Genomic DNA, 1,128 nt, shown 5'->3' on the forward strand with positions numbered 1-1,128 from the left:
AGGCGCTTATAGCCAAAATTTTAATCATCAGACCTAAAAGGCAGTAAATAATGGCTGTAATCTTATCCCAGCAAGGATTTCAAGCTTATTTTTCAACATATTTAGCACGCTAAGTACGCAAGAACCGCTAAAAATCCCTTTACAAATAATAAGAGGGATCAACTTCAGATTCGTCATTACTATTTCGCTCTGCTTGAATTGTCTGCATCATTTCCTGAAAATCTGAATCGTCTTTGAAAACACCCGCAAATTTGAGCCAAGCAGGTTCTGAAGCCTGAACTGGCACATCCCAGGAGATTGTTTCAATATGCTTAAGCCGTTCTAAAAATTTAGCTTTAATTTGGGTAATAGCTTCTTCTCGTGTTTGTGCTTCTACTCGACAGTCGGGCAACTCAAATACAGAAGCAGCAACAAGTCGGTCGGCAAGATTTTCTAGTATAATTGTTACCTTCAGATTTGCGGACGGTTGGGATTGGCGTACATTTAGTATCACCATTTTTAAAATACGACCCTTAAGTGCTTTTCCTATTCTATCCTAAGAAAAACCTCGCCCAGATATCGAGGTTACGAGCGGTTTACAGTTCGTTACAGAGTTAGGTTTATTTGCGCCTACCTACTTAATCTAAAAGCTGCTGTAAATCCACAGCAGCTATAACATTTGCAAAATCTTCTCTATTTTTTGCTTTCGCTCTTTACTCAATAGCGCGATCGCCAACTTAAATAAAGTATACGGCACACCAAATAAAGTTCCTAAATATGTACGTAATATACTCCAAGAAAATATGATTCGTGAAATAGGAGATACACTCCAAAATCTATTAACTGAACACACCATCTCATCGCCTAATGCTGTGACTTCATGCCACCATCCTGCTGGAATATAAAGAATTTCTCCTTGATTAAGAATCAACTCAGTTTTATACTGAAGTGCTTGTTTCATTTTAGGAAATGTATCGAAATCAGGACTTTCAGGATAAACCTGACTAAACCAAGAACGTAACTTAAAACCGTAGCGTAAATGAATATAGACTGGAAAAGGATAAAGATTATTTGTTTGAGAAGGTGGAAAAAGGACTACTTTTTTTGCCCCATGTAGCTGCATTAGTGTTCCATCAACTGAGTCATAAT

General features: G+C 37.5%; 2 protein-coding genes. Both read right to left on the reverse strand.

The genetic code is table 11. The features are described from left to right. Positions 1-139: 139 nt before the first annotated feature. Positions 140-496 carry a hypothetical protein gene (locus G4P69_RS38655; protein WP_208345256.1) on the reverse strand — a complete coding sequence of 119 codons (357 nt, stop codon included), beginning with the start codon at positions 494-496 and terminating at the stop codon, positions 140-142. Between the two features lie 153 nt (positions 497-649). Beyond that, the coding region (locus tag G4P69_RS38660) for a cupin-like domain-containing protein (protein ID WP_208355327.1) at positions 650-1,128 on the reverse strand (479 nt) is incomplete at its 5' end.

Source organism: Aetokthonos hydrillicola CCALA 1050 (genome assembly GCF_017591665.1).
Taxonomy (GTDB): domain Bacteria; phylum Cyanobacteriota; class Cyanobacteriia; order Cyanobacteriales; family Nostocaceae; genus Aetokthonos; species Aetokthonos hydrillicola.